The organism is Amycolatopsis sp. MJM2582 (assembly GCF_000754115.1).
Lineage (GTDB): Bacteria > Actinomycetota > Actinomycetes > Mycobacteriales > Pseudonocardiaceae > Amycolatopsis > Amycolatopsis japonica.
On sequence record NZ_JPLW01000002.1, the window covers coordinates 1,312,866 to 1,336,857 of the forward strand.

At 69.2% G+C, this 23,992-nt stretch carries 23 protein-coding genes and 1 pseudogene; 12 read left to right on the forward strand and 12 right to left on the reverse strand.

The window, feature by feature from the left end; genetic code table 11:
- Window positions 1-32: 32 nt before the first annotated feature.
- Window positions 33-1,217 carry an MFS transporter gene (locus ED92_RS16285; RefSeq protein WP_037338804.1) on the reverse strand — a complete coding sequence of 395 codons (1,185 nt, stop codon included), beginning with the start codon at window positions 1,215-1,217 and terminating at the stop codon, window positions 33-35.
- 93 nt (window positions 1,218-1,310) lie between these two features.
- Between ED92_RS16285 and ED92_RS16290 the strand changes: the two genes are divergently transcribed.
- The 3 genes and pseudogenes from ED92_RS16290 (at window position 1,311) to ED92_RS16295 (ending at window position 4,496) form a co-directional block, all read left to right on the forward strand.
- Window positions 1,311-1,814, forward strand: coding sequence for an Lrp/AsnC family transcriptional regulator (locus ED92_RS16290; protein WP_037338807.1), 504 nt, complete (start codon window positions 1,311-1,313; stop codon window positions 1,812-1,814).
- Between the two features lie 19 nt (window positions 1,815-1,833).
- Window positions 1,834-2,019, forward strand: a pseudogene (locus ED92_RS43790) (alpha/beta hydrolase); the annotation flags it as partial.
- A 92-nt stretch (window positions 2,020-2,111) separates the two neighbouring features.
- Window positions 2,112-4,496, forward strand: a complete 2,385-nt coding sequence (locus ED92_RS16295; RefSeq protein WP_037338809.1) for an excinuclease ABC subunit UvrA — start codon at window positions 2,112-2,114, stop codon at window positions 4,494-4,496.
- A gap of 45 nt (window positions 4,497-4,541) precedes the next feature.
- On the opposite strand, the gene ligD is transcribed toward ED92_RS16295, so the two are convergent.
- Window positions 4,542-5,480, reverse strand: coding sequence for a non-homologous end-joining DNA ligase (gene ligD / locus ED92_RS16300; protein ID WP_200882709.1), 939 nt, complete (start codon window positions 5,478-5,480; stop codon window positions 4,542-4,544).
- Window positions 5,481-5,533: 53 nt separating this feature from the next.
- Between ligD and ED92_RS16305 the strand changes: the two genes are divergently transcribed.
- Window positions 5,534-6,208 (forward strand): TetR/AcrR family transcriptional regulator, encoded by a 675-nt coding sequence (locus ED92_RS16305; protein WP_037338812.1) that lies wholly within the window; start codon window positions 5,534-5,536, stop codon window positions 6,206-6,208.
- On the opposite strand, the gene ED92_RS16310 is transcribed toward ED92_RS16305, so the two are convergent.
- Together ED92_RS16310 and ED92_RS16315 are read right to left on the reverse strand one after the other, a co-directional pair.
- Window positions 6,153-6,482 (reverse strand): sporulation protein, encoded by a 330-nt coding sequence (locus ED92_RS16310; RefSeq protein ID WP_037338814.1) that lies wholly within the window; start codon window positions 6,480-6,482, stop codon window positions 6,153-6,155. The two genes, ED92_RS16305 and ED92_RS16310, sit on opposite strands and share 56 nt — an antisense overlap.
- Window positions 6,482-7,048 (reverse strand): TetR/AcrR family transcriptional regulator, encoded by a 567-nt coding sequence (locus tag ED92_RS16315; RefSeq protein WP_037338817.1) that lies wholly within the window; start codon window positions 7,046-7,048, stop codon window positions 6,482-6,484. Before ED92_RS16315 ends, ED92_RS16310 begins: the two co-directional genes overlap by 1 nt.
- Before the next feature lie 86 nt (window positions 7,049-7,134).
- Between ED92_RS16315 and ED92_RS16320 the strand changes: the two genes are divergently transcribed.
- Window positions 7,135-8,289, forward strand: coding sequence for an agmatine/peptidylarginine deiminase (locus ED92_RS16320; protein ID WP_037338819.1), 1,155 nt, complete (start codon window positions 7,135-7,137; stop codon window positions 8,287-8,289).
- Here the strand turns inward: ED92_RS16320 and ED92_RS16325 are convergent.
- The gene (locus ED92_RS16325) at window positions 8,277-8,936 is read right to left on the reverse strand and encodes a GntR family transcriptional regulator (protein WP_198941635.1); all 660 of its coding nucleotides are present in this window, start codon (window positions 8,934-8,936) and stop codon (window positions 8,277-8,279) included. The genes ED92_RS16320 and ED92_RS16325 overlap by 13 nt on opposite strands.
- Before the next feature lie 103 nt (window positions 8,937-9,039).
- Between ED92_RS16325 and ED92_RS16330 the strand changes: the two genes are divergently transcribed.
- The gene (locus ED92_RS16330) at window positions 9,040-9,840 is read left to right on the forward strand and encodes a carbon-nitrogen hydrolase family protein (protein ID WP_037338825.1); all 801 of its coding nucleotides are present in this window, start codon (window positions 9,040-9,042) and stop codon (window positions 9,838-9,840) included.
- A gap of 106 nt (window positions 9,841-9,946) precedes the next feature.
- Here the strand turns inward: ED92_RS16330 and ED92_RS16335 are convergent, their stop codons facing one another.
- The 3 genes from ED92_RS16335 to ED92_RS16345 form a co-directional block, all read right to left on the reverse strand.
- The gene (locus ED92_RS16335; RefSeq protein ID WP_152610935.1) at window positions 9,947-11,272 is read right to left on the reverse strand and encodes a S9 family peptidase; all 1,326 of its coding nucleotides are present in this window, start codon (window positions 11,270-11,272) and stop codon (window positions 9,947-9,949) included.
- Window positions 11,269-13,590, reverse strand: a complete 2,322-nt coding sequence (locus ED92_RS16340) for a penicillin acylase family protein (RefSeq protein WP_037338828.1) — start codon at window positions 13,588-13,590, stop codon at window positions 11,269-11,271. The genes ED92_RS16335 and ED92_RS16340 overlap by 4 nt, the downstream gene beginning before the upstream one ends.
- A gap of 98 nt (window positions 13,591-13,688) precedes the next feature.
- The gene (locus tag ED92_RS16345) at window positions 13,689-14,267 is read right to left on the reverse strand and encodes a helix-turn-helix transcriptional regulator (RefSeq protein ID WP_037338831.1); all 579 of its coding nucleotides are present in this window, start codon (window positions 14,265-14,267) and stop codon (window positions 13,689-13,691) included.
- A gap of 249 nt (window positions 14,268-14,516) precedes the next feature.
- Between ED92_RS16345 and ED92_RS16350 the strand changes: the two genes are divergently transcribed.
- A complete protein-coding gene (locus tag ED92_RS16350; RefSeq protein WP_037338834.1) occupies window positions 14,517-15,722 on the forward strand; it encodes a lytic transglycosylase domain-containing protein in 1,206 nt (401 codons plus the stop codon).
- Window positions 15,723-15,834: 112 nt separating this feature from the next.
- A complete protein-coding gene (locus tag ED92_RS16355) occupies window positions 15,835-16,263 on the forward strand; it encodes a pyridoxamine 5'-phosphate oxidase family protein (RefSeq protein WP_037338837.1) in 429 nt (142 codons plus the stop codon).
- Window positions 16,264-16,308: 45 nt separating this feature from the next.
- Here ED92_RS16355 and gcl read toward each other — a convergent pair whose 3' ends face one another.
- Genes gcl through ED92_RS16370 form a run of 3 tightly spaced genes read right to left on the reverse strand, consistent with a single transcriptional unit; the run spans window position 16,309 to window position 19,718 of the window.
- The gene (gene gcl / locus ED92_RS16360; RefSeq protein WP_081975811.1) at window positions 16,309-18,003 is read right to left on the reverse strand and encodes a glyoxylate carboligase; all 1,695 of its coding nucleotides are present in this window, start codon (window positions 18,001-18,003) and stop codon (window positions 16,309-16,311) included.
- Between the two features lie 3 nt (window positions 18,004-18,006).
- Window positions 18,007-18,894, reverse strand: coding sequence for a 2-hydroxy-3-oxopropionate reductase (locus tag ED92_RS16365; protein ID WP_037338843.1), 888 nt, complete (start codon window positions 18,892-18,894; stop codon window positions 18,007-18,009).
- Entirely contained in the window at window positions 18,891-19,718 is an 828-nt protein-coding gene (locus ED92_RS16370) for a hydroxypyruvate isomerase family protein (RefSeq protein ID WP_037338845.1), read from the reverse strand. The genes ED92_RS16365 and ED92_RS16370 overlap by 4 nt, the downstream gene beginning before the upstream one ends.
- 173 nt (window positions 19,719-19,891) lie before the next feature.
- Here ED92_RS16370 and ED92_RS16375 point away from each other — a divergent pair, with 173 nt between their 5' ends.
- Both ED92_RS16375 and ED92_RS16380 read left to right on the forward strand, forming a co-directional pair.
- Window positions 19,892-21,046: an epoxide hydrolase family protein gene (locus tag ED92_RS16375; protein WP_037338849.1), complete on the forward strand. Its 1,155-nt coding sequence runs from the start codon at window positions 19,892-19,894 to the stop codon at window positions 21,044-21,046.
- Window positions 21,047-21,089: 43 nt separating this feature from the next.
- Window positions 21,090-21,905 (forward strand): MerR family transcriptional regulator, encoded by an 816-nt coding sequence (locus tag ED92_RS16380; RefSeq protein ID WP_037338852.1) that lies wholly within the window; start codon window positions 21,090-21,092, stop codon window positions 21,903-21,905.
- A gap of 44 nt (window positions 21,906-21,949) precedes the next feature.
- Here ED92_RS16380 and ED92_RS16385 read toward each other — a convergent pair whose 3' ends face one another.
- A complete protein-coding gene (locus tag ED92_RS16385; protein WP_037338855.1) occupies window positions 21,950-22,741 on the reverse strand; it encodes an alpha/beta fold hydrolase in 792 nt (263 codons plus the stop codon).
- A 51-nt stretch (window positions 22,742-22,792) separates the two neighbouring features.
- Here ED92_RS16385 and ED92_RS16390 point away from each other — a divergent pair, with 51 nt between their 5' ends.
- Window positions 22,793-23,359 (forward strand): GNAT family N-acetyltransferase, encoded by a 567-nt coding sequence (locus ED92_RS16390; protein WP_037338858.1) that lies wholly within the window; start codon window positions 22,793-22,795, stop codon window positions 23,357-23,359.
- A complete protein-coding gene (locus ED92_RS16395; RefSeq protein ID WP_037338861.1) occupies window positions 23,356-23,982 on the forward strand; it encodes a LysE family translocator in 627 nt (208 codons plus the stop codon). Before ED92_RS16390 ends, ED92_RS16395 begins: the two co-directional genes overlap by 4 nt.
- Window positions 23,983-23,992 lie beyond the last annotated feature (10 nt).

Here is a 23,992-nt window from a genome sequence, read left to right on the forward strand (position 1 = left end):
GCAGTATGACGGCTGCGCCGGGGTTTCGCAGATCAGCGGAGCCCGGCTTTTTCACCGGCCTCGCGCACCACCGGCCGCCGGGCGAGTACCGCGAGCGGGACGAGGGCGCACAGACCACCCGCGACGCCGACCAGGACGTAGCCACCCAGGCCGAACAGCTGTCCGGCGAGCAGGCTCGCCCCGGCCGAAGTGCCCCAGACGAAGGCGTCGACCGTGCCCTGCGCCCTCGTCCGCTGGGCGGCCGGGAGATCGCGGCTGAGCATGCTGCTGCCGCCGACGAACACCAGGTTCCAGCCGTAGCCCAGCAGGAAGAGTGCGACCGGGATCCCCACGTGATGCGAATCGGGGGCGCCGATCACGGTGACCGCCGCGACGGTGATCGTCCCGATCCCGCCGAAGATGGTCGCGCGGCCGCCCCAGCGGTCGGCGATCCAGCCGGACAACGGCGCCAGCGCGAACATCCCGACCAGATGGGCGCTCAGCACCCAGCCGACGACGTCGAGACCTTGGCCGTGCTCGTGCAACTGGACGGGGGTCATCGTCATCACCGCCACCATCGCCAGTTGCGCGCCGACCATCGCCACGAGCGGTCCGAGTACCACCGGGTTCCGCACGGACATCCGCTGCTGCTTCGGCACCCCTTCCTCCGGGGCGGCGAGGCCCCGCGGCAGGGTGGCGACGGCGACCACGGCGATGGCCACCACGATCGCCCCCGCCGCGATCGGACCGGACAAAGCGGGAAGATCGGCGGCTTCCGCCCTCGCCGCGGCGGGCGCGATCAGGGCGGGCCCCGCGACCGCGCCGACCGTCCCCGCCCAGACCATTGTGGACAGTGCGAAACCCTTGCGGTGCTCGGGCGACAGGTCGGCCGCGGTGTACCGGGAGAGCTGCGCCCCGCTGTTGCCGAAGCCGATCAGGGGCATCCCCGCCACCAGCGCGAGCACGGATCCGCCGAGCACACCGGCGAACGAGATCAGCGCGCCCGTCACCGCCGCGCCGTACAGCAGCACCAAAACGAAGCGCCTGCCGAACCGCGCGACCAGCGTGCCGGAAGACAGCGAACCCACGGCGGAACCGAGTACCAGTACGGCGCTCGGCAATCCGCTCCACGCCGCGCCGGCGTGCTCGACCATGATCAGCGCGGCCGTGGTGGACAGGCCGACGACCGCGGTGCTGAGACAGGCGACGCCCATGAAGAGCGCGAACATCGGTTTCATGATTCAAACCTAGGGATTCCCGGCGCCGCGGCGAATAGGCTGACGAAGGCCTCGCGGGGGTGCGAGGCGCATCATGGAAGGAATCCGGGCGCGATGACCTTACGATCGGAAAGGGCGCTGGACGACCTCGACTGGCGGCTCCTCGAAACGCTCCAGGCCGACGGACGGCTCTCGTTCAAGGAGCTGGGCCGCCGCGTGAACCTCTCGGCACCCGCCGTCGCCGAACGGGTCCGGCGGCTGGAGGAGGCGGGCGTCATCACCGGATATCGCGCCCAGGTCGACGCGCACCGCGCCGGATACGGCCTGCAGGCGTTCGTCGAGATGCGCTGCTCGCTGGGCAGCTGCCTGCTGCGCACCAGCAAGTCGGAGGACTACCCCGAGGTGGTCGAACTGCACCGGCTCAGCGGCGACCGCTGCACCATGCTGAAGGTGCGGGCCGTATCGCTCGAACACCTCGAAGGCCTCTTCGAACGGCTGGGCAAGCACGGCGAGATCAGGTCGTCGGTGGTGCTGTCGACGCAGTACGAGGGCAGGCCGGTCGGGCCGCCGGTCGAGGACTACCTGAAGGCGACCAAGAGCGAGGGCTGGAGCGTCTGAATACCGAGCCCACGACCGGGTCACCCGGCTGGACGAGGCGCTCGCGGAAGCGGCCGAACCTCCGGTGCTGGTGGCGCACGGTCTCGGCTGCCTGACCGTGCTGCACTGGCTCGCGGTCCGAGGGCGAGCAGCTCGTCGCTCCCCTGCTCCGGGAAGACGGATCAGGAATCGAGAAGCGGAAGTCCCCCGAACTCACCTAGCGTGATCGTCGTCGAGGAAGAACGGCTCGAAGCTGGTTAGATCGAGCCCGGTGAGGCTGACGGAACGTCACGCGGCCCCCATGAGGATGGAGAAACGATGCGCAAGACCTCCCGGCCGCAGGTGCCCGAGGGACACCCCGCCGACAGTCACGACCTGATCCGCGTCGTGGGGGCGAACGAGAACAACCTCAAGAACGTCGCCGTCGAGCTGCCGAAGCGACGGCTGACGGTGTTCACCGGCGTCTCCGGATCGGGCAAGAGCTCGCTGGTCTTCGACACGATCGCGGCCGAGTCGCAGCGGCTGATCAACGAGACGTACAGCACCTTCGTGCAGGGCTTCATGCCGACGCTGGCCCGGCCCGAGGTCGACGTGCTCGACGGCCTGACCACCGCGATCATCGTCGACCAGCAGCGGATGGGCTCCGACCCTCGTTCCACGGTCGGCACCGCCACCGACGCGTACGCGATGCTCCGCATCCTCTTCAGCCGGATCGGGAAACCGCACATCGGTTCGCCGCAGGCGTTCTCGTTCAACGTCGCCTCGATCTCCGGCGCGGGTGCCGTGACCGTCGAGAAGAGCGGCCGGACCACCAAGGAACGCCGCGAGTTCAGCATCACCGGCGGGATGTGCGCCCGGTGCGAAGGCCGGGGCAAGGTCAACGACATCGACCTCACCGCCCTGTACGACGACACCAAATCGCTCAACGAGGGCGCGCTGACGATCCCCGGTTTCTCCATGGAGGGCTGGTACGGCCGCATCCTGCGCGGCTGCGGTTTCTTCGACCCGGACAAGCCGATCAAGAAGTACACCAAGCGGCAGCTGGACGATCTGCTCTACAAGGAGCCGGTCAAACTCAAGATCGACGGCATCAACCTGACCTATTCGGGGCTGATCCCCACGATCCAGAAGTCGTTCCTGTCCAAGGACCGCGAGGCGATGCAGCCGCATATCCGCACGTTCGTGGACCGGGCGGTCACCTTCGCGGTCTGCCCGGAATGCGACGGGAGCAGGCTGAGCGAGCTCGCACGGTCGTCGAAGATCAAGCGGATCAACATCGCCGACGCCTGCCGGATGCAGATCAGCGACCTGGCTGACTGGGTCCGCAAGCTCAAGGAGCCGTCGGTGGCGCCGCTGCTGGAGAAGCTCCAGCACACGCTCGACTCCTTCGTCGACATCGGACTCGGCTACCTCTCCCTCGACCGGCCCTCCGGCACGCTTTCGGGTGGCGAGGCGCAGCGCACGAAGATGATCCGGCACCTCGGGTCTTCGCTCACCGACGTCACCTACGTGTTCGACGAGCCCACCATCGGGCTGCACCCGCACGACATCCAGCGAATGAACAACCTGCTCCAGCAGTTGCGGGACAAGGGCAACACGGTACTGGTCGTCGAGCACAAGCCGGAGACCATCGCCATCGCCGACCACGTCGTCGACCTCGGGCCTGGCGCGGGGACCGCGGGCGGGACGATCTGCTTCGAGGGCACCGTCGACGGTCTGCGCGCCAGCGACACGAGCACCGGCAGGCACCTCGACGACCGGGCGTCGCTCAAGGACAGCGTCCGCAAGCCCACCGGCAAACTGGAGATCCGCGGCGCGGACCGGCACAACCTCCGGAACGTGGACGTCGACGTCCCGCTGGGCGTTCTGTGCGTCGTCACCGGCGTCGCGGGCTCCGGCAAGAGCTCCCTGCTCCACGGATCGATCCCGGCCGACGAGGGCGTGGTCTCGGTCGATCAGACCCCCATCCGCGGCTCGCGGCGGAGCAACCCCGCCACCTACACCGGGCTGCTCGAACCGATCCGCAAGGCGTTCGCCAAGGCCAACGGCGTGAAACCGGCGCTGTTCAGCGCCAACTCCGAGGGCGCCTGCCCGACCTGCAACGGCGCGGGGGTCATCTACACCGACCTCGGCATCATGGCGGGCACCGCGACCACCTGCGAGGAATGCGAAGGCAAGCGGTTCCAGGCTTCGGTGCTGGAGTACACCTTCGGCGGCAAGAACATCAGCGAGGCACTGGAGATGCCGGTGTCCGAGGCCGTGAAGTTCTTCGGCGAGGGCGAAGGGCGCATCCCCGCCGCGCACGCCATCCTCAGCAGGCTCGACGACGTCGGGCTCGGCTACCTCAGCCTCGGCCAGCCGCTCACCACGCTTTCCGGCGGCGAGCGGCAGCGGCTGAAGCTCGCGACGCACATGGGCGACAAGGGCGGCGTCTACATCCTCGACGAGCCGACCACCGGTCTCCACCTCGCCGACGTCGAGAACCTGCTCGGCCTGCTGGACCGGCTCGTCGACGCGGGCAAGTCGGTGATCGTCATCGAGCACCACCAGGCGGTCATGGCGCACGCCGACTGGATCATCGACCTCGGCCCCGGCGCCGGGCACGACGGCGGCAAGATCGTCTTCGAGGGCACGCCGTCCGATCTCGTCGCGAGCGCTTCGACGCTCACCGGTGAGCACCTGGCGGCCTACGTCGGCAAGTGATGCTCTCCCCTGCCCGCATTTAGTCCTCTAAATGCGAGAAGGGGGTCACTCGCCCTCGGTATCGAGGCCGTCGCGATCGGCCCATTCGAGCAGGGTGTCGAGCGAGTACGCCGTGTCGTCGATGCCCGCGTGCAGGTCGCCGAGTTCGGCGAAGCGCGCGGGCACGGTGGCGATCGTGAAGTCGCGGGGTTCAACGTCGTCCACCTCGTCCCAGCGGATCGGGGTCGAGACGACGGCTTCGGGCACGCCACGGACCGAGTACGCGCTCGCGATGGTGTGGTCGCGGGCGTTCTGGTTGTAGTCCACGAACAGCTTCGAGGGGTCACGGTCCTTGCGCCACCAGGTCGTGGTGACCTCGTCGGGCATCCGCCGCTCGACCTCGTGCGCGAAGGCGAGCGCCGCCCGGCGCACCTCCTGGAAACCCCACCGCGGTTCGATCCGGACGTAGACGTGCATGCCGTGTCCGCCGGAGGTCTTCGGGAAGCCGGTGATGCCGAGTTCGTCCAGGATCTCGCGGACGGTGCCGGCGACCTTCCGCACGGTGGAGAACGGGCAGTCGGGCATGGGGTCGAGGTCGATCCGCCACTCGTCGGGGCGTTCGGTGTCGGCGCGGCGGGAGTTCCACGGATGGAACTCCACGGTCGACATCTGCACCGCCCAGATCACGTCGGCGGGATGGGTGACGCACAGTTCGTAGGCGTGCCTGCCGGACGGGAAGTCGACCCGGACGGTCTGCAGCCAGTCGGGGGCACCGTTCGGGACCCGTTTCTGGTGGACCTTGTCCCCCGACACCCCGGACGGGAACCGGTGCAGCATGCACGGCCGTTCCCGCAGCGCCCGCACGATCCCGTCGCCGACCGCGAGGTAGTACTCGACGAGGTCGAGCTTCGTCTCGCCCCGCGCCGGGAAATAGACACGATCCGGGTTCGAGACGCGCACCGTCCGGTCGCCGACCTCGATCTCCACCGCCGAGCTTTTCGCCATACGGGGAAACTAGCCCGAAAGTCACCGATCCGCGCTCTGCCAGGATGAACGGCATGGCACCACGGACCCGCGCGGAGGCTTTGTCCCGCGAGCGCATCGTCGAGGCGGCCGTCGAACTGCTCGACGCGGATGGCGAACGCGGGCTCACCTTCCGGACGTTGACCGAGCGCCTCGCCACCGGTCCCGGGGCGATCTACTGGCACGTGCCGAACAAAGGCGCTCTGCTCGACGCCGCGACCGCGTCCGTCATCGCCGCCGCCCTGACCGTCGACGCCGGACGCTCACCCCAGGACGAGATCCGGGCCATCGGCCTGAGTCTGTTCGAGGCCATCGAGCGCCACCCTTGGCTTTCCCCGCAACTCGCCCTCCAGCTTTCCCGCAGCCCTCGGGGCTCGGTGACGCCGCGAATCTTCGAAGCCATCGGACAGCGGGTCAGCGCGCTGGGCATCCCCGAAACCACCTGGTTCACGGCAACCTCGGCGCTGGTGCACTACGTCTTCGGCGCCGCGGGCCAGAACGCGGCGAACTCCCGGGTGCTCGGGCCCGGGGTGGACCGCGCCGAATTCCTCCGTGCCGCGGCGAACGCGTGGGAAGACCTCGACCCCGCCGAGTTCCCCTTCCTCCGGTCCATCGCCGACGAGGTCCGCGAGCACGACGACCGGGAGCAGTTCCTCACCGGGATCGAGCTGATCCTCGCCGGGATGACCGGTGGATCGCGGCGACCATGACCGCGAACACCGCGCCGAGGAAGGTCACGTCCACCGAAGGCACCCAGCGCACGTCACCGCCCTTGACCACGTAGGCCCCGACGGGACGCGCGGCGAGGATGAACCCGCCACCCTCACCTTCCTTGCCCTGCTCGCTGCCGTGCCCGCCGCCGCCACCGCCGATGACACTCGCGGCCGGGATGATCACGACGCCGTCCTTCTCCACCGGTTCGCCGTAGACACGCCGGACGGTGAGGTTGTCACGCATGACACCGACGATCTTCTCGAGTCCCATCAGGTCCCCGCCCTGTCCAGTTCCAGCGCGATCGCGCCCCGCAGGAGCTCCCGCGCCCGGTCCAGCTCCATCGAACCAGAAAGCCATCGCTCGCTGAGCCCTTCGACCAGGCCGGTGAGCCGTTCGGCGGCGTCTTCGGCCAGGACACCGGCGCCGTCGACACTCCGGATCACTTCGGCGACCTCGTCCACCCAGATCCGGGTCGACTCGGCCAGCGGTTCGCGCAGCTCCGGGGTGAACACGGCACTGGCCCGCAGCTCGCCCCAGGCGGTGCTGTTCTCCCGCACCGCCTGCGTGTCCTGAAGTTCCCCGAACAGCAGGAGTTCGAGCTCGGCCCGGGGATCCGCCGCCTCGGCCGCGGCCTCTTCGGTGTACGCCGCGGCGCGGTCGCTGACGAATTCCAGCGTCTTGCGCAGCAGCCCGGCGCGGTTGGTGAAGTGGTAATAGATCAGCGACGTCGAGATCCCGGCCTCGGCCGCGATCTTCTCGACCCGCAGGCCCCGCACACCGCTGCGCGCGATCACCCGCACGGCCGCTTCCAAGATCTTCTGCTGACGTTCGACCACGGGTGATCACCCTAGCGGTTTCATCCTGACTGAATTTTCAGTCAGGATGCTATCGTGTCCACACCGGTCCGACCAAGGAGTGCAGAGTGTTCGCTTCGTCCCTTCCCCGTCGCACGATCCTGCGCGCCCTGACAGCGGTCGGCGCGGTCGCCGTCGGGAGCGCGGGATGTTCGGATAACCCGGCCGCGCCCGCCGCGGCGGCCGGCTCGCCCGAGCCCGCCGCCGCGGCGGCTCGCAGGCTGGGCGCCGAATGGGAGAGTCACGCGCGCACCTACCTGTCGTGGCCCGCGTCGAAGTCCATCTGGGCGGAGGATCTGCCCGCCGTCCGCGAGGAGATCGCCGGTCTGGCCAAGGCGATCGCCGACTACGAACCGGTGGTGCTCCTCGCCCGGCCCGAGCACGCCGACGCCGCTCAACAGGCTTGCGGGGACACCGTCGAGGTCGTCCCGATCCCGGTCGACGACCTGTGGGCACGCGACACGGTCCCGGTGTTCGTCGAGGAGGGCGGCAAGGTCGCCGGGGTCGACTTCAACTTCAACGGCTGGGGCGGCAAACAGAAGCCGCACGACAAGGACAACGCCGTCGCGAGGTCCGTGCTGGGCAAATACGGCCTGGCCCGCACGGAAACCTGGATCACCGCCGAGGGCGGCTCGTTCGAGACCGACGGGGCCGGCACGTTGATGGTCACCGAAAGCTCACTCGTCAACGACAACCGCAACAAGGGAAGGACCCGCCAGGAGATCGAAGACGAACTGAAGAAACTGCTCGGCGCCCGGAAGGTCATCTGGTTCGCCGGTGTACGCGGCGAGGACATCACCGACGCGCACGTCGATTGCCTGGCCCGGTTCACCGCGCCCGGCGTCGTCCTCTTGGACAAGGCGGCGCCCGGCACCCCGCCCGATTCGTGGTCCCGCGCGGCCGATCAGGCGAGGTCGGTACTCGCGAGCGCCACCGACGCCGACGGCAAACCCTTCAAGGTGGTCGACCTCGTCCAGCCGGATCCGGACAAGGTCGAGGGGTACGGCGAAGACAGCGTGATCTCGTATGCCGACTTCTACGTCGCGAACAAGTCGGTCTTCGTGCCGAAGTTCGGCGACGCCGAGGCGGACGAGCGTGCCCAGCAGGTCTTGCGCGAGCACTTCCCCGGCCGCGAGATCGTGCCGGTGAAGATCCCGACCATCGCCTCGGGCGGCGGCGGGATCCACTGCTCGACGCACGACCAGCCGGGTCAGCCTTCCTGAGGCAGCACCGACATCACTTCGGACACCGGGCGCAGATGCTCCTCCAGCAACCGCGATGCTTCCTTGGCGTCGTGGTCGTTCAGGGCGGCGACGAGCGCCCTGTGTTCCTCGTTGATCACGGTCAGCCGTTCCGGCCGCGCCTCAAGCGCGCGGACCGTGACGCGTTGTTGCCGCGAACGCAGGGTGTCGTACAGCTCGGTCAGGACGGTGTTGCCCGCGGCGTTCACGATGGCGCGGTGGAAGCGGCGGTCGAAGCCCGAGACGGCGAACCAGTCGCGTTCGGCGCCGGAGTTCGCCATCGCCTCGATGAGTTCCGGCAGTTCGGCCGGCGCCCCCGCCCGGTTCGCGCAGAGCGTCGCGATCGCGTGCCCTTCGATCAGGCGCCTGCTCTGGTAGACCTCTTCGAGCTCCCTGGCGGTGACGGTGCGCACCTGCGCGCCCTTGCGCGGCAACAGGCTGATGAACCGCTCCGCGGCCAGCCGGTGGAACGCCTCGCGCACCGGCGTCCTCGACACGCCGACGACACCGGAAACCCACATCTCGTCGAGGAAGCGGCCGCCTTCCAGCTCACCCGAGATGATTCCGTCGCGTAGCCACGTGTAGACCCGCTCACGCGCCGGGCCGCCCCCTTCGGCGGTCACAGTCATCTCGTTCCCCCTCTATGCCGTCACTTTCCGCGACTGAGCCTACACCTGGACCAGCCAAGTATCCATCATGTATACAAGAGTTCCACTTATCGGAAGGGGTCCCATGGTGCACGTCGCGGTGGCGCAGTTCGCGCCCGGCAACGACAAAGAGGCCAACCTCGCCCGCGTCGCCGCCCTCGTCGGCGAAGCGGCCGATCGCGGGGCGCGAGTGGTCGTGCTGCCCGAGTACTCGTTGTTCACCGTACCGACGATGAGCCGGGAATTCGTGACCTCGGCCGAAGAACTCGACGGCCCGTTCGTCACCGAACTGCGCGGGCTGGCGAAAGACCGGCAGATCACCGTCGTCGCGGGCATCAACGAGGCGCTCCCCGGCGGCGAGCGGATCTCGAACACCCTCGTCGCGGCCGGTCCCGACGGGGCCATCGCCGCGCTCTACCGCAAGCTGCACCTTTACGACGCCTTCGGTTTCCGCGAATCGGAGCTGGTCCGGCCCGGCGACATCGAAGCGCCGGAGACGTTGGAGGTCGACGGGATCACCTTCGGTCTCCAGACCTGCTACGACCTCAGGTTCCCGGAGGTCACCCGCCGCCTGGTCGACGCCGGCGCGGACGCGGTGCTCCTGCCCGCGGAGTGGATGCCCGGACCGCTCAAGGAGGACCACTGGACCACGCTGGTCCGGGCCAGGGCGATCGAGAACACGATCTACCTCGTCGCGGCGGGACAGGCCGCGCCCGCCGGTTCGGGGCACAGCATGATCGTCGACCCGATGGGCGTGGTCGTCGCCTCGCTCGGCGAACGCACGGGGACGGCGACCGGCGAGGTCTCGGCCGAGCGGATCTCCGAGGTACGCGCCAAGAACCCGGCACTGGAACTGCGCCGGTTCGCCGTCACCCCGAAGTCCTGAGTATCTTCTGACCCGGAGGTCCGTTCGTGAAGACACGCCCTCGGGCGTGGTGACGCGGCTTCCGTACGCCTGGGTGCCGGGTGGCCGCCCGGCACCCAGGCTCATTTCACGGCACCAACAGTCCCCAGTGGACGGCCCACGGGACGAACAACGCCGCGCCCGCCAGCAGCAGGCCGACCCGGACTCCCCCGCGTTCCTTGCCGCGCCACCACGAAACCGCGGTCACCGCACCGGCGGCGACGACACCGACCGCGATCAGCTGCAATGCGAGCCAGGGCAACGTCCGTCCGAAAAGGACCGGACCCGGCGCCATCGCTGCCCCCGTCGACAGGGCGATGTAATAGGCGAGGAACCCCGCCGTGGCGAGCGTCCCGGTCGACGCGAGCCAGCGTGCGGGCCCGGCGAGCGGAACGCCTTCCCTGCGGCGGAACAACGCCGTCACCGGATAAACCGCGAACGCGAGCAAAGCCAGCGCCCAGACCCCGATCTGCACCCACGGCGCCTCGTACCAGGCGAGCGGTGCGAGGGCGACGCTCTGGCTCGCCTGGACCGGAGGCGGGTCGGCCGACGGCCCGCCCTTTGTCCCGTTCACCCAGTTCGCCACGAGTTCGAGGTAACCGGGCGCGAAACCGTCGAGCTTGTCGAAACCGTCGGTGGTCCGCCGGAGCCCGTGCTGGGCCTGGGGGAACACCTTCAGCGTGTACTGCCGGTTCCCCGCCCGGTCCAGCGTTTCCCGGAAGATCCGGACGGCCTCGCCGGGCGGGGTGAGCCGGTCCAGTTCACCCCACAGACCGAGCACCGGCTGCCGCACCTTCTCCAGCACCGGCACCGGGTCGTACCCGGCCTCCGGGAAGGCGCCCGCACCCGCGAGGGTCCGCATGTTCGTCGAAGCCACCATGTCCACCATCGAGCCGGTGACCCCGCCCCGCCGTAGATAGGTCTCGAGCGCCCACGCCTGCTGACGATCGGGCGAGACCCCGTTGGCGCCGACGGTGACCGCGAACGCGACGTCCTTCGACTTCGACGCAGCCAAGGGCGCGACCCAGCCCCCTTCGCTCAAGCCCCACACCCCGACGCGGGACGGATCCACGCCGGGACGCGAGCGCAGGGCCTGCACGGCGGCGAGCGCGTCGTCGGCCAAGACCGAGTAGTCCCGCTCGAACAGCGAATAGCCCTCGGTCCGCTTGTCGTAGATCAGGGTCGCGATTCCCGCCTTGGCGAAGGCTTCCGCCTCGGCACGGTAATCGTCCCGGTCGTGTTCGCCGGACCCGTGCACCATGACGATGCCCGGCGCCGGACCGCCACCCTCCGGTGCGACCACCGTTCCCCTCAGGGTGACCCCGTGGCTGGTGAACGAGACTTCACCGTCCGGAGCCGCCGCAGGCAGCGGTGACGAGACCGCCACGACGGCCGCGAGCATGGCCGCGATCATCGCCTGCTCACCCGGATCACCTCGAGCGACGGCGACGCGAGGATGTCCTTCTCGCAGTACCGTTCGGTGACCCACTGCTTGCGCGAATACAGCTCCGTCTGGTCGCTGTGATGCGCCGACTTCGGGTTCGCGGACTGCGAGTAGGTCATCAACGTCGTCGTGTCCGGGCATCCGGTCCCGTTGAACGCCACGACGTGCAGATACGTCCCGCCGTGCGTGAACTCGGTGTACCCGCGGGCCGGATCCCAAGGCCCGCCGACGGTGTTGTAGACCCCGCGCCCCGCGGTTCCGCCGCCCAGCGGGATCTTCCGGCCGTCGCGGACGACGTAGTGGTTGTCACCGTACGGCGCGTCGAGCGGGATCTTCGCCGCCCGCAGCTCCGAAACGGCGTTGGAAAGCGCCTTGCGGATCGCCGCGTTCCCCGTGTCGAGCGTGTTCGGCGTGTGGACCGGATCCTTGACGTCGAACGGGTTCTTCCAGATCTCCGGCCCCATCCGGTCCACCGCGGCCCAGAACCGGTCGAAGAGCAACGCGCCCCGGCTGCCGGCGTCCGAACGACCGTCCCAGCCCGCCAGCGCCGCGCAAGCGTCGTCCAGCCCCGGCATCGTGCGGCACATCGCGACGACGTCGGCCCGCACGAGTTCGGCGGCGTGGTCCCGGTTCGAGAACATCAGCTCCCGCATCGCTTGCCCCGTGAAGCCGCCCTTCTTCAGCTGGTCGGCGATCTCGACGAGACCGGCGCGCGTCCGCATGTTCTGCTCGTAACGGACCGGGCCCACGATCCTGGGGTGACCGGTCTTCGGCTCGGCGGGGTTGACCAGCCAAGAGCTGTCGTTCGAGTTCGCCACGTAGTCCGACCGGCTCAGGCTCGGCAGGCTGGACGGCCCGAAAGTACCCGGCCGCAGCGCGTCCCGGTCCCGGCCCCAGGCGCACGCCGTCTTGGAGCCGTCGAGCACCGCGACCCCGTTGGCGTCGAACAGTTCCTTGCCCAGCGGTGTGTTGCAGCGCGCGGCCTTCTCGTCGGTGACGTGCGGAACCCCGTGGATCTGGCTGAACTCCACCCGGCCCCGGTCGTCGGTGGCGAGGATGTTCATCCACGGCAACCCTTGGGTCTCACGGACCGCGCCGATCATCTCCCCCGCCGTCCTGGCGCGGGCGATCGAGAACATCGAGTTCGTCATGCCGAGGTTCGTGGCGTTGGCGTCCGCGATGGCGAACGCGCTCGACGCCGTCCACGGTAGCTCGCGCTGCCCGAGCCGGGTCGTCACCGGGCCGTACCTCGTCGTCCACTGTGGACGCACGACTCTCTCCAGGCTGCCGTCCGCCTTACGCGACAGCACACTCACGTCGGAACGGCGCATCCGCTCGGGCTTCCCGTCGACCAGATACGTCGTCGGCGAGCCGGGCACGAGCTTGAGCTCGAACAGCGTGTACGTGCGCGTGGTGTCGGTGGCGGTTCCGCTCCAGGCCGCGGTTTCGTTGTGCCCCAGCCACATCAGCGGAATCCCGGGGATGCCCGCACCGCTGACGTCGAGCTTGCCGGGCAACGTCACCTGCGACTGCCAAAGCCTGGTCCCGCTCAGCTGCCACGGCAGATGCGGGTTGGCCAGCGAGACACCGCGTCCGTTCGCCGACGCGGCAGAGCCGATCGAGATCGCGTTGCTGCCGATTCCGGTCTCCCCGAGCATCTGTTCGGTACCGCGTCCCGCGGGCGGGGCCCCCGGCAGCGACGCGGTGATCGAGTCGGCGACGCCGCCCTGGCCGAAGATCATGCCGATCGCGTGGGCGTGCCGGTGGACGTCGAGTTCGGTGAGCGGCTTCAGCCAGCCCGCACCGCGGCAGGCCGGGTCGGTGATCTCGCCGGTGCGCAGGTACTTGTTGACCCCCTCGACGTAACCGCGGATCAGTTCGCGGACCTCGCGGTACGGCCCGCGCGGCGCGGGCGCCGACAGGAGCCGCTCGACGGCGCCGCTTTCGTTGAGACCTTGGAAGTACAGGTCGCTCGCGAGGTTCGTGCTCGCCTGGCTCACCCCGCTCGTCGGCGGCGCGTCCGGCCCCAGCCAGCGGGAACGCTCGGCCCGCGTCGTGACCGCGACGTCCGCGATCGCGCAGATGTTGTCCTTGGCCGCGGCGAATCCCTGTCCGAAGCCCAGGCTCGCCCAGTCGTTCGCGACGATATGCGGGATGCCGTATTCGGTGTAGCGGATGGTGGCGTCCGACCGGGATCGCCCATCCGGCGGTTGCGCGGCCGCCGCGGTCCCCGCCGCGAGCAGGCTCGCCGCGGCGCAGATGGCCGCGATTCTCTTCCAGAGCAGCATGCTGCTCCCCCTTTGTGTGTGGAGTTGTTCGTGAAGACACGCCGTCCGGCGTGGTGACGCGATTCCGGTGGTCGAGTGGCCGCTCTCCCACCGGTTTTTCAGTTCCCTTCCCGCACCTCCCCGTCCGCGTCCGGGAACGCCGTCCACCGCACGAGCACCTTCCGCGCGTCCGGGCCCGGCTCCGGCCGCCAATAGCGGCGTAACAGCTCCAGGTATTCGTCGAAGAACTCCTTGAGCTCTTCGAGGTTCACGTAGACCGAGCCGCGCGAGAACACCAGCGCGTCACCCCATTCGCCCAGCTCACCGCGACGCTCTAGGAAGGTCGCCAGCTGTTCGAGGTCTTCGGTGAACGCCGCCCGCTGCGCCTCGTCGAACACGGCGCGCATCTCGTCGTTCTGCTCGCTGTGCCGCGGCCAGCGGATGTCGCGCTGGCGGGCGCGCCACCAGCGCTCCTTGCCGTGCGCGAGCTCCGGCGCCTCGTCGACGAAGTCGTATTTCGCCAGTTCCCGCAGGTGATAGCTGGTCGCGCCCGAACTCTCCCCCAGCTCCTTGGCCAGCTTCGTCGCCGTCGCGGGGCCGCGGCCCAACGCCTCCATGATGCGGCGGCGCAACGGGTGCATCACCGCCTTCAGCACGGCGGCGTCGGCGATCTCTTCGGGTGGCGGCGGACCGGTCATGACACCAAGGTAGCCGTGCAAAGGAGATTGTGCAAAGGCCTCTTTGCACGCGGTTCAGACCACTCCACGCGGCGGCCGCGGATTCTGCTGACGATTCGGTGAACTCAGCGTGAAATTGACAACTTCACTACGAAGGTCTTGTGCCGCCAGGACGAAAACTCGACAGGATCGCGGGTTTTTCGTTGCGTCGTCCCCGAAAACCGGCTCTATCGGATAGTTTTGCGCGGAGTCGACCTTGCGGGAGAGAACATGCCGAAGCACCGCCCTCGACAGACGGACAAGTTGTCCGCCCGGCACCGGACGGCCTTCGCGCTCGCCGGCGGCGCGCTCGCCGTGCTGCCCGCAGTCACCGCGTCCGCGGGCCCCGACGCCCCGATCGCCGCGCCGAAGCCGCCCGTGCCGCAGAACCGGGCCGCGGCCTGGCAGCCGCCGGCGGGCACGGTCCCGGAGATCGCCGTCGACGGCAGCCTCCCCGAGCCGCCCACCCCGGATCCGCTGACCGTCCCCGGGCATTCCGGCAACATCGGCGGCGCGTTCGCGCCGTCGGGCGCGCTCGGCATCCCCGCCAGCATGATGAAGGCGTACAAGAACGCCGCCGACATCCTCGCGAAGGAACTGCCCGGCTGCCACATCGACTGGGCACTGATCGCCAGCATCGGCCGGATCGAATCGAATCACGCGCGCGGTGGTTACGTGGACGCCAAGGGCAACACGCTGGAGCCGATCCTCGGCCCGCAGCTCAACGGCGCCGGGCCGTTCGCGGCCATCCCGGACACCGACGGCGGCAAGTACGACGGCGACACGGTCTGGGACCGCGCCGTCGGCCCGACGCAGTTCATCCCGTCCACGTGGAAGGGCTACGCCTCCGACGGCAACGGCGACGGCGAGTCGAACCCGAACAACATCTACGACGCGACGCTCGGCTCGGGCCGCTACCTCTGCTCCGGCGGGGTCGATCTGACGTCGGAGCAGACCCAGCGCGTGGCCGTGTACCGCTACAACCACTCGCTGTCCTATGTGGACACCGTGATCCGCTGGGCGGTCGCGTACCGCGGCGGTGTCGCGACGATGCCGGACAGCCAGGTCCCCGTCGGCGCGCCGGACTCCCAGGACGTCGCCGCCGGTACGCCCGACGGCCAGGTCCCGGTGCCGACCCTGCCCGGCACTCCCCCGCCCGGCACGACCACGCCGGGACCGACCCCGTTGCCCGGCACGTCCGTCCCGCCGAGCAGCAGCACACCGCCGAGCAGCTCTTCGCCGTCGAAGCCGACCAGCACGCCGCCTTCGTCGACGCCTCCCTCGTCGACCCCGCCTTCCTCCACACCGCCTTCGAGCACCCCTCCGTCCTCGACGACGCCTCCGCCGTCCAGCACGTCCTCCGCGGCGCCGTCCTCGACCCCGGCGGGGAACACCGGCGAGACGTCCCCGACCAGCAGCACCTCGCCGACCCCGTGACGCGGCTTCCGACTGCGGCTTGATGCCAGGCCCGGTCCGTAGCCCGGAATGCCCTGAAGTCGGGCCGCGTTGTCGCTTCTCGTAGCCCACCTACGAGAGAAGCGAGACACGGATGTCGTCTTTCGTCATGACCGCCGAGGAACGCGAAGCCTTTCTGAGCGAGGTCCACATCGGGGTCCTGGCCGTGGAGCGGGAAGGGCGGGCCCCGCTGGCCGTGCCGGTCTGGTACGACTACGAGCCCGGCGGCGAACTGCTGATCTGGATGGACGGCGGTTCGGTCAAGGACAAGGCGATCAAGAAGGCGGGCAGGCTGAGCCTGGTCGCGCAGTCGGAGACGCTGCCGTACAAATACGTGACGGCCGAGGGTCCGGTCATCGCGAACGACACGCCGCCGACCAGGGAGCAGGCGCTGAAGATCGCGCAGCGCTACCTGCCGGAGGACGAGGGCACGAAGTACGTCGACGGCGCGCTCAGCGACAACTCCGTACTGGTCCGTGTCCGGCCGGAGAAGTGGCTGAGCAACGACCAGGGCAAGGCCTGACCGCACGACGGTGTCCCGGCGGACGAGCCGCCGGGACACCGTCGTTCAGCCCGCGATCGGCTCGAACTCGACGACGCTGTCGAGCGCCTTGCCCATCGCGGCGTTCCCTTCGCGTTCGATCATGATCTCCACCAGCACCGGCCGCGAGGTCCGCTCGGCCTCCTTGCGCGCCCACTCCAGCGAAGCCCGGATCTCGCCCGGCTCGGTGACGCGAGTGCCGGAGCAGCCGTAGGCCTCCATGACCTTCACGTTGTCCGTGCCGATCTTGTCGTAGTGGATGTCGACCTCGAAGTTCATCTCGTAGCCGGTTTCGGCCTGCCGGATGAGCCCGAGGTACTCGTTGTTCAACATGATCAGCACGAACCCGACGTCGTACTGCGCGGCCACCGCCAGCTCCTCGACCAGGAACTGGAACGAGTAGTCCCCGACGACGCCGACGACCTCGGCCTCCGGTTTCGCCTTCTTGACACCGATCGCCGCCGGGATCTCCCAGCCGAGCGGGCCGGCCTGGCCGCACACCTGGTAGTGCCGCGGCTTGTGCGCGCGCTGGAACTGCCCTGACCAGATCTGGTAGAGCCCGATCGCGGTGACGAAGTAGGCGTCCTCGCCGTAGAACTCGTTGATCTCCTTGAACACCCGGGGCGCCTTGATCGGCGTGTCCTCGAAGTCCTCGCGCCGCGGCAGGCTCTGCCTGAGTTCGCCGATGCGCCGCGGCCACGCGCGATCCCGTGCCGGGGAACGCTTCGACGCCGCCTCGATCAGCGCGTCCAGGAAGGCACCCGTGTCCGACACGATGCCGAGGTCCGGTCCGAACACCTTGCCCAGCTGGGTCGGCTCGATGTCGACGTGGATGAACTTCCGGTTCCCCCGGTAGACGTCGAGGTCACCGGTGTGCCGGTCACCGAACCGCGCACCGAGCGCCAGCACCAGATCCGCCTCGAGGAAGGCCGCGTTCGCCCAGCGCTGCGAGGTCTGGATACCCGCCATGCCGGCGAACAGTTCGTGGTCCTCGGGGAAACTCCCCTTGCCCATCAACGTCACGCCGACCGGGACGCCGAGTAGTTCCGCCGCGGTCCGCAGCCGGTCGCTCGCGTCGCCGAGCACGACGCCGCCGCCCGCGAGGATCAGCGGCCGCTCGGCGGCCAGGAGCAGGTCCAGCGCCCGCTCGACCCTGGCCGGGGACGGCGTCGCCCTGATGACCGGGAGCGGCGAGTCGATGCTGGAGTCCCATTCGATCTCCTGCCGCTGGACGTCGATCGGCAGGTCGATCAGCACCGGTCCGGGACGGCCGGACCGCGCGATGCGGAACGCCTCCCGGAACACCCACGGCAGCTGGGCCGCTTCCTTGACCTGAACCGCCCATTTGGTCACCGGCTTGGCGATCTCGACGATGTCGACGGCCTGGAACGCCTCGGTGTGCAGCTTCCGCGAGTCGGCCTGCCCGGTGATGCACAGGATCGGGATCGAGTCGGCCTGCGCGGTGTAGAGGCCGGTGATCATGTTCGTCCCGGCGGGCCCGGAGGTGCCGATCGCGACGCCGACGTTGCCGGTGGTCCTCGCCCAGCCGTCGGCCATATGGGTCGCGCCCTCCTCGTGGCGCACGATCAGATGCTCGATGCCGCTGTCCTGCATCGCGTGGTACAGCGGGAGGATCGCGGCGCCCGGACACCCGAAAGCGGTGTCGACGCCCTCACTGACCAGGACGTCGACGACGGCCTGCATGGCGGGGATTCTGGGCATTCCTCACTCCTTGTTTTCCGCGCCGGACAGCGATTCGACGACCTTCAGCAGGGCGGAGTGATCGAGCGAGCCGTGGCCCATCGCCCGTCCGGCGGCGACGAGCTGGGCGACCAGCCCGGTGAGCGGCAGCGCGACGTCGGCCTGCCTGGCGGCGGCGAGCGCGATGCCCATGTCCTTGTGGTGCAGATCGATCCGGAAGCCCGGCGCGAATTCCCGCGCCACCATGGACTTCCGCTTGAGTTCGAGGATCCGGCTGCCCGCCAGGCCGCCCGCGAGGACGTCCAGGCCGACACCGGCGTCCACGCCCGAGGCTTCGAGCAGCACGATGGCTTCGGCGATCAGCGCGTACGTGCCGCCGACGACCAGCTGGTTCGCGGCCTTCACGACCTGACCGGCACCGTGTGGCCCGACGTGCACGATCGTCTTGCCGACCGCCTCCAGGATCGGGAGCCCGGCGGCGAAGTCGTCGCGCTCGCCACCGACCATAATGGACAGTGAAGCCTGCTCGGCCCCGGCCTGGCCGCCGGAAACGGGCGCGTCGAGCACCCGGATCCCGCGTTCCCCGGCCCGCTCGGCCACCTCGATGGAGGTCTCCGGGCGGATGGTGCTCATGTCGATCAGCAGCGTGCCCGGTTTCGCCGATTCCAGCACCCCGCCCGCCGCCAGCACGACCGCCTCGACCTGCGGGTGGTTCGGCAGCATGGTGATGACGACTTCCGCGTCCGCCACGGCGTCGGTCACCCCGTTCGCGGCCCGGCCGCCCGCGGCCTCCAGCCTCGCGAGCGCGTCGGCGTTCGTGTCGAATCCGCTCACCTCGTGGCCGGCGGCGACGAGATGTCCCGCCATCGGCCCGCCCATGATCCCCAGGCCGATGAATCCCAGCTTGGTCATGCCAGTCCCCTTCGTTCGAAAGGCAGCCACGACAGCGAATCCGCGCTCGGCCCGTCGGGTTTGTACTCCACGCCGACCTGCCCGCGGTAGCCCGCCGTCTGCAGCTTTTCCAGGTATCCCTCGATGTCCAGCGTTCCGGTCCCCGGCTGGTGGCGCCCTGGGGCATCGGCGATCTGCACATGGCCGATCCGTCCGGTGTGGACGGTCGTGACCGTGTCGAGGTCGTCACCGTTGACCGCCAGGTGGTAGAGGTCGGCCAGCAGCTTCACGTTGTCCCGCCCGAGTTCGTCGAGCACCTTCAGTACGTCGTCCGCGGTCTTGAGCGGGTACTTCTCCGCTCCCGACAACGGCTCGAGGACGATCTCCGCGCCGATCCGCGCGGCCGCGTCCGACGCGAGCGCCAGATTCGACAAGCCGAGCTTGTCCTGGGCGGCCGGATCCGCGCCGTCGATCCGGTTGCCGTAGAGCGCGTTGAACCGGCGGCAGCCGAGCCGCTCGCCGAGGTCGATCGCGGAGGCGATGCCGCGGGCGAACTCGTCCTCGCGACCGGGCCAGGTGACCAGGCCACGATCACCACCCGCCATGTCGCCGGGAAAGAAGTTCAGCCCGGTCACCGCGACACCCGCCCGCTCGACCGACGCCACGAACGCGTCGACCTCGGCGGCGGCCGGCTCCGGCGTCTCGAACGGCCACCAGTACTCGACCGCGGTGAAGCCCGCGGCGCGCGCCGCCTCCGCACGGTCGAGCAGCGGCAACTCGGTGAAGACGAGCGACAGGTTCAGCACGTAGTGCAGTGCGTGACGCGAACCGGCAAGATCAGCCATCGAAACCTCTGCAATTTCGCTCTGCGGAAACTTTCTTTCGTATATCGAGAATAGCCCGCTGACCTGTCCAGGTCAACGGGCGGTATACCGGCAGCGGGCAGGTGGTCGTTCGGGGTTACTCGTCCCGCCGGAAGTCCACGAACTGTCGGACCCCCTCGTTAGCGTCGGCCGACATGGACACCACGCCCTTCCGAGCCCGGATCCCGGAGGCCGATCTCGAAGACCTCCGCGACCGGCTCCGTCGCGCCCGCTGGCCCGAGGACGAGACCGTCGACGACTGGTCTCAAGGCGTTCCCGCCGCGTACCTGCGCGAGCTGTGCTCGTACTGGGCCGATACGTACGACTGGCGGGCCGCGGAGTCCCGGCTCAACGCGTTCCCCCAGTTCCGAACCGAGATCGACGGACTCGGCATCCACTGTCTGCACGTCCGCTCCCCGCATCCCGGCGCGCTGCCGCTGATCCTCACCCACGGCTGGCCGGGTTCGGTCTTCGAATTCCTCGACGTGCTCGGCCCGCTCACCGATCCGGTCGCCCACGGCGGGAACGCGGCGGACGCCTTCCACGTCGTCGTCCCTTCGCTGCCCGGGTACGGTTTCAGCGACAAACCCGCCCGCGCCGGCTGGTCGATCCAGCGCATCGCCGACGCGTGGATCCACCTCATGGACGGCCTGGGCTACGAGCGCTTCGGCGCCCAGGGCGGCGATTGGGGCACCAGCATCACCACGCTCATGGGGCGGAAGGCGCCGGAACGGCTGGCGGGAATCCACCTCACCCCGCCGCTGGCCGCGCCGGATCCGGCGACGTTCGACGACCTGACGGAGTCGGAACGGAAATCGCTCGACGACCTCGAGGGCGCCAAGGCGGACGGTTCGGGTTACGCGATCCAGCAGGCGACGAGGCCGCAGACGATCGGTTACGCCCTGACCGACTCGCCAGTGGCGTTGTGCGCGTGGATCGTCGAGAAGTTCCAGGCGTGGACCGATTGCGACGGCCATCCGGAGAACGCGCTGAGCCGGGACGCGATGCTCGACGACATCACGCTGTATTGGCTGACCGGCACCGGCGCGTCGTCCGCCCGCCTGTACTGGGAGAGTTTCGCCGAGGTGTCGGGCTGGTTCTCCGAATCCACTATGGACACGATCGCCGTGCCGACGGGCTGTTCGGTCTTCCCGCGCGAGATCCCGCGTCCGTCGCGCCGGTGGGCCGAACGCCGGTTCACCGACATCCGGTACTGGAACGAACTGGACCGGGGCGGCCACTTCGGGGCGTTCGAGCAGCCGGGCGTGTTCACCGAGGAGGTGCGTTCGTTCTTCCGGCTCGTGCGGTGACCGTTGACTGTGACACCGTGTCAGGCTGTCTGGTGGGAGGACCATGTTCAGTATCGGAGACTTCGCCAAGCACGGCCGGGTGTCGGTCCGGATGCTGCGTCACTACGACGCCATCGGGCTGCTGCGGCCCGCCCACGTCGACCCGTTCAGCGGCTACCGGTCCTACACCGGCGACCAGCTGGCCCGGCTCAACCGGGTGATCGCGCTCAAGGACCTCGGCTTCACGCTCACCCAGGTGCAGGAGATCCTCGACGCGGAGATCGGCGTCGAAGAGTTGCGCGGAATGCTGCGGCTGCGGCGTGCCGACCTCGAAGCGGCCATCGCGGCCGACGAGGCGCGGCTCAAGGCCGTCGAAGCGAGGCTCCGGTCGATCGAAAGCGAGGGAACCATGCCTTCCGAAGACGTCGTCGTCAAAAGCCTCCCCGCGGTGCGCGTCGCCGAGCTCACCGGGACGGCGGGCGGATACGTGAACGACGAGATCGGGCCTATCGTGCAAGGGCTCTACAAGGACCTGTTCGGCGCACTCGGCCCGATCACGCCGTCCGGACCGCTCATCGCCTACTACGAAGACGACGCCGACGGCGAGCGGGTGCTGATCCACGCCGCCGTCCCGATCTCGGCCGAAACCGACGGCACCGAAGGATTCTCGACCGTCCGCCTCGCCGCGGTCGAAACCGCGGCGACGATTTTGCACCGCGGCTCGATGGAGACCGTGCTTTCCAGCTACCAGGCACTGGCGAAATGGGTCGACGCGCACGGCTACCGCGCGAACGGCCCGGCGCGGGAGTTCTACCTCGAGTGCCCGGACGACGGGGACCAGTGGGTCACCGAACTGCAGCAGCCGATCACCAAGGCCTGACCAGGACGGGAATTGCCCGCGTCTCGTGAGTGGTAAGGACGGTTCTAACCGCCCTTACCACTCACGAGGTCTGCGAGGAAATCGGTCACGGCGGCCCGGAACTCGGCAGGCGCCTCCAGCCAAGGCACGTGCCCGACCCCGTCGAACCGCACCCGGGTCACCGAAGGCAGCGCCTGCTCCAGCGAGTCGACGGCCCACCGTGGCCGGTTGTCCGCCATCCCGTCCACGATCAGCGTCGGCACCCGCAGCGACCGGCAGGCCGAGACGAGTTCCGTCTCCGGCACCGTCCGCATCTCCTCGCTCAAGGCCGCGTTCGCCTCGTAGTTGACCGGGAACCAAGGCGTCGCCATCGCTTCGGCATGGCGCTCGCCGTCGGTGACGAAATCGGCGGCCCATTGCCGTACCGCGCGTTCACGGCCTTCCCCGCGGAGCTCCTCCCCCAGCACTCGCTCGAAATTCCGCTGGAACTCCGCGTGCCATTCGTGCCCGAGGCCGACCCCCGACACGTAAACGAGCGCGCTCACTCGTTCCGGGTGCGCGAGCGCGTACAGGAGAGCGAGGTGCGCACCCCACGAATGCCCGAGCACCGGGACACGGTCGAGGCCATGCCCTTCCCGGACGGCGTCGACGTCGGCGACCATCCGTCGGAGTGTGTACGGGCCGCGCGCTTCCGAACGCCCGGCACCGCGCTGATCCCATCGGATCAACCGGAATCGCGGACCGAGGTCGAGGGTGCCGAACATGTCCCACAGGCCGGGACCGCCGTGACAGCACAGGATCGGTTCGCCCCGGCCGGTCGCCGAGGTCCACAGCTCACATCCGTCGTCGGTGATCATCACGGGATTATCCGATAGGCGACGACGCCTTCGTTGGCTATCTTCCGCGGGATGACGACGTACACGCCACCACAACGGGCGGCCACCCTCGCCGACGCGCCCGCCATCTCGGCGCTGATGCGGGCCTCGGTGCTGGAGTTGTTCCCCCGGTTCTACGACGAGCGGCAGACCTTGAGCGCGGCCGAACATATCGCGAGCCTCGATCTGCGGTTGATCGAAGACGGCACCTACTTCGTCCACGAGGCCGACGGCGAGATCGTCGCCTGCGGGGGCTGGAGCAGGCGCAACCGAACGCACGCCGGCGCGGGTGACGCGGCGGACGACGACCGCCCCCTCGATCCGGCCACCGAACCGGCGCGGGTGCGCGCCATGTTCGTCCGCGCCGACTGGACCCGGCGCGGGCTCGGGCGCGCGATCCTCGAGTCCTGCCGTCTCGCGGCGAAGGCGGAGGGCTTCAGCTCGCTCACCCTCACGGCGACGCTGCCCGGCGTCCCGCTGTACCTCGCGTTCGGCTTCACCGAGGTCGAACGGGTGACGGTGACGACGCCCGACGGCGTGGACGTGCCGGGCGCCGTGATGGCCAGGGACATCGACGAGCCGGATAGCATCGAAGCATGATCTCCGGGGCCACCGCACTCTCGTTCGTCCTGATCTGCCTGCTCGGCGCGATGGCACCGGGCCCGGATTTCCTGGTGGTGACCCGCAGCGCGATCCTCGGCGGGCGTAAGGCAGGCATCTCCGCCGGACTCGGCATCGCGCTCGGCGTCTTCGTCTGGGTGGTCGCGATCGCGCTCGGGGTCGCGGCGATCCTCACCGCTTCGGCGATCGCGTTCACCGTGGTGAAGCTGATCGGCGCCGCGTACCTGATCTTCCTCGGCGTCAAGGCTTGGCTGGCGGTACGCCGCGGCGACTACAGCGAACTCAAGGACAAGGTCGCCCCGGTCATCGCGCCCAAGGAGGCGTTCCGGCAGGGACTGCTCACCAACCTGCTCAACCCGAAGGTCGCGATGTTCTTCCTCGCGCTCATCCCCCAGTTCCTCCCGCATTCGGCCTCGACCGCGCAGACCCTGCAGCTCGCCGTCCTCGCCACCACGGTGGCCGTCGTCTGGACGTTCGTCCTCGCGACGCTGGTCGGTTCGCTGCGGAGGTTCTTCAGCTCCGGCCGTGTCCGGCGCATGATGGACGCGGTGATGGGCACCTTCCTGGTCGGACTCGGCATCCGGGTCGCGGTCCAGAACTGACGAAGGCGCC

Excerpts from the sequence above, each read along its gene's own strand:
- ED92_RS16290 (WP_037338807.1), top strand. The coding sequence starts at position 1,311 with ATGACCTTACGATCGGAAAGGGCGCTGGACGACCTCGACTGGCGGCTC.
- ED92_RS16365 (WP_037338843.1), bottom strand. The coding sequence starts at position 18,894 with ATGACCAAGCTGGGATTCATCGGCCTGGGGATCATGGGCGGGCCGATG.
- ED92_RS16395 (WP_037338861.1), top strand. The coding sequence starts at position 23,356 with ATGATCTCCGGGGCCACCGCACTCTCGTTCGTCCTGATCTGCCTGCTC.
- ED92_RS16390 (WP_037338858.1), top strand. The coding sequence starts at position 22,793 with ATGACGACGTACACGCCACCACAACGGGCGGCCACCCTCGCCGACGCG.
- ligD (WP_200882709.1), bottom strand. The coding sequence starts at position 5,480 with ATGGCGAAAAGCTCGGCGGTGGAGATCGAGGTCGGCGACCGGACGGTG.
- ED92_RS16350 (WP_037338834.1), top strand. The coding sequence starts at position 14,517 with ATGCCGAAGCACCGCCCTCGACAGACGGACAAGTTGTCCGCCCGGCAC.
- gcl (WP_081975811.1), bottom strand. The coding sequence starts at position 18,003 with ATGCCCAGAATCCCCGCCATGCAGGCCGTCGTCGACGTCCTGGTCAGT.
- ED92_RS16380 (WP_037338852.1), top strand. The coding sequence starts at position 21,090 with ATGTTCAGTATCGGAGACTTCGCCAAGCACGGCCGGGTGTCGGTCCGG.
- ED92_RS16370 (WP_037338845.1), bottom strand. The coding sequence starts at position 19,718 with ATGGCTGATCTTGCCGGTTCGCGTCACGCACTGCACTACGTGCTGAAC.
- ED92_RS16355 (WP_037338837.1), top strand. The coding sequence starts at position 15,835 with ATGTCGTCTTTCGTCATGACCGCCGAGGAACGCGAAGCCTTTCTGAGC.
- ED92_RS16305 (WP_037338812.1), top strand. The coding sequence starts at position 5,534 with ATGGCACCACGGACCCGCGCGGAGGCTTTGTCCCGCGAGCGCATCGTC.
- ED92_RS16340 (WP_037338828.1), bottom strand. The coding sequence starts at position 13,590 with ATGCTGCTCTGGAAGAGAATCGCGGCCATCTGCGCCGCGGCGAGCCTG.
- ED92_RS16375 (WP_037338849.1), top strand. The coding sequence starts at position 19,892 with ATGGACACCACGCCCTTCCGAGCCCGGATCCCGGAGGCCGATCTCGAA.
- ED92_RS16310 (WP_037338814.1), bottom strand. The coding sequence starts at position 6,482 with ATGGGACTCGAGAAGATCGTCGGTGTCATGCGTGACAACCTCACCGTC.
- ED92_RS16385 (WP_037338855.1), bottom strand. The coding sequence starts at position 22,741 with ATGATCACCGACGACGGATGTGAGCTGTGGACCTCGGCGACCGGCCGG.
- ED92_RS16325 (WP_198941635.1), bottom strand. The coding sequence starts at position 8,936 with ATGACTGTGACCGCCGAAGGGGGCGGCCCGGCGCGTGAGCGGGTCTAC.
- ED92_RS16345 (WP_037338831.1), bottom strand. The coding sequence starts at position 14,267 with ATGACCGGTCCGCCGCCACCCGAAGAGATCGCCGACGCCGCCGTGCTG.
- ED92_RS16285 (WP_037338804.1), bottom strand. The coding sequence starts at position 1,217 with ATGAAACCGATGTTCGCGCTCTTCATGGGCGTCGCCTGTCTCAGCACC.
- ED92_RS16335 (WP_152610935.1), bottom strand. The coding sequence starts at position 11,272 with ATGATCGCGGCCATGCTCGCGGCCGTCGTGGCGGTCTCGTCACCGCTG.
- ED92_RS16295 (WP_037338809.1), top strand. The coding sequence starts at position 2,112 with ATGCGCAAGACCTCCCGGCCGCAGGTGCCCGAGGGACACCCCGCCGAC.
- ED92_RS16330 (WP_037338825.1), top strand. The coding sequence starts at position 9,040 with ATGGTGCACGTCGCGGTGGCGCAGTTCGCGCCCGGCAACGACAAAGAG.